This is a genomic window from Rhodococcoides kyotonense (assembly GCF_900188125.1).
GTDB classification, from domain to species: Bacteria; Actinomycetota; Actinomycetes; order Mycobacteriales; family Mycobacteriaceae; genus Rhodococcoides; species Rhodococcoides kyotonense.
The window spans coordinates 1-2,135 of sequence record NZ_FZOW01000042.1; the positions used below are offsets into that span (position 1 = coordinate 1).

Annotated in this window: 2 protein-coding genes; both read right to left on the bottom strand. The window is 58.5% G+C overall.

Translation table 11 applies throughout. The features are described 5' to 3' along the window. Nucleotides 1-21: 21 nt before the first annotated feature. Entirely contained in the window at nt 22-735 is a 714-nt protein-coding gene (locus CHB96_RS29275) for a DUF4236 domain-containing protein (RefSeq protein WP_141136606.1), read from the bottom strand. A gap of 794 nt (nt 736-1,529) precedes the next feature. Then, nucleotides 1,530-2,012: a hypothetical protein gene (locus CHB96_RS29285; protein ID WP_089253007.1), complete on the bottom strand. Its 483-nt coding sequence runs from the start codon at nt 2,010-2,012 to the stop codon at nt 1,530-1,532. Between the last annotated feature and the right edge of the window lie 123 nt (nt 2,013-2,135).

Sequence of the window (2,135 nt, forward strand, 5' to 3'; positions counted from 1 at the left end):
CGACTACGAAAACGAGTACCGTCAGCAGTGCTCGGCAGCCACCTCCGATCGCGAGGTGGCTTGAACCAGGTCTCCATCAGATCCAGGACGGTTCATGTCTGCGAATGCGGCGTTGATGGCGTCGCAGACGGTGTCTTCGTGATTGCTGGTGAGTGCGGTCCACCATTGGTTCGCCTGATGCTGGAGGTACTCGTGCATCTGCCGAAGTCGGTGGTGCTCGGCGGCGAGGTAATGCTGTGCGTCGGTGCGGGCGCGCTCTTTGGCGTTTTTGCGTTCAGTGCGTGCGAGCAGGCCGATTCCGGTCAGGTGGTGCGCGAGGGCTTGGGCTTCAGCTTGGGCGATGCTCGAGTGCGGGGGCGGGTGTACGGCGGGATGTAGTGCGGTGGGGAAGGTTTCGAGGTGGACGCTGGTCGATGAGCGGCGGAGTTCGTGGAGTTCGGCGATGGCGGCGTCGCGGTGGGCGTCCTGTTGTGCGCGTGCTGCCGCTCGTTCTGCCCGGGCGAGTTGCGCGGGAGAGGGCCCGTAGCCACTTCGGGCGCTGCGTCGGGTGGTGGTGCGGCGGCGTCCGCTCGACAGCGATGTGGATGCGAAGAACGGTCCGAGTCCTGAGGAGACGGTGGTGCGCCCGGATCCGACGTTAATTCGGGCGGCCCTGGGGCCGAGGGAGGTGCGGACCCCGCGGGTGGAGACGCGGACGCGCATACCGGGGACGCCGACTCGAAATCCGAAACTCAACTTGCCCTCTTGATTCTCACGCGAGCACTGTAACTTGGCCGCTTCCCAGCATCGAGTCCCGTAGCGGGCTTTGTGTCGGCTGGTCGAATAAGGTCGATAGGTTTCTCGCCGGACTATCACGGTTTCGAAGCGACCTCCACAGTTGTCCCGCATTCAGGATCGGGATGCCGGAAGCTCGGCGAGGTTTCCGCGCAGCATCTGGTGGGGATGGGTGATATCAGTCAGAAGTGAAGTTCGAGCAGTCGGTGTCTAGACGCTTACTGGGATGAGATGTGGCAACGCGTCATTCAGTTGAATGAGGGGTTCCTTATTGCCGTAGTTGCAGCACGCGATTCGGACATCCTGCGTACGGCGGGCGCGGATCGTGCAATCCCACCGAAATGTTCGAAATTTGAATATGAACACTATTCGGACTCTCACAGCCTGGACCGCAGCCACGGCGGCCGTCCTTTTGGTCGCCGCGTGCGGCGTCGACGACGCAACTGATACCGATCAGAAGCCGTTGACCTTCGCGCCGACAACGACTCCGGGCATAACTATGCCGACCGGTGTTCCCGAAAATTCTCGCGGAGCGATCGAAAAGCAGTGGCGTGAGCTCGCTGCGATGGGGTGCAACGATCCAACCGATTGCGACGCCTTGTTCGCTTTGGACCCGCCGACCGACGCCACCGGCTGCTGGGATTCGATCCCATCGGCCAATGGGCAGCAAAGAGATCAGTCAAAGGTTCTTCTTGTTATTGAACACCTTGCATTTGTCTAATCTTCCTATTGTAAAGAGAATAAATATTGGTTGCTTATTTCGCCGTGGGAGAGTCTGTTTGCGTTGGTTCTTCTTTCTTCGCAAAGTACCCCAGGGCTGCGGCCTGTAGGTTACGGTTGGCGTGGTTCATTGGAGTGCTCTTTTCAAAAGCATTTTGCCAACTAACCTCTTTGATATCAGGGTCGCTGCCGTCAAACTCGGCTCTCACGGCTGACATAGCCTCGTGGACTTTGACCGCAAGTTCTTGGAGTTCTTCATCGTGAATTTGTGGCAGTGCCAGTAGGGTGCTGACGGAACCCTTGTTTGTGTTCACCATCAAATCTTTGCGTGATTGGTGGAGAAAGACTAGCGATATTTCTTCAGGAAACTTCTTGTGACTGTCCTCGATCATGAGGTAATAGGCAACGTCGGACAGCAGTGTGGCGACTGACAAGTTGATCGCCTCTATGGCTTGGTACTCCCTGTTGTATCGATCAGCGGCGGCCGCAGCGTCGATAGAGGCCTGGGCCTGTCGCAAGTTCTCCTTGTGGCGTGTGTCGGCTAGCTGAACCGCCCCGGGTTTTCTGCCGCTCCTATGCTTGCGACATCTCCGGGTGGAGGGTCGATTCTTGACTGTAGTAGACCTGTTCGAACTCGTCCG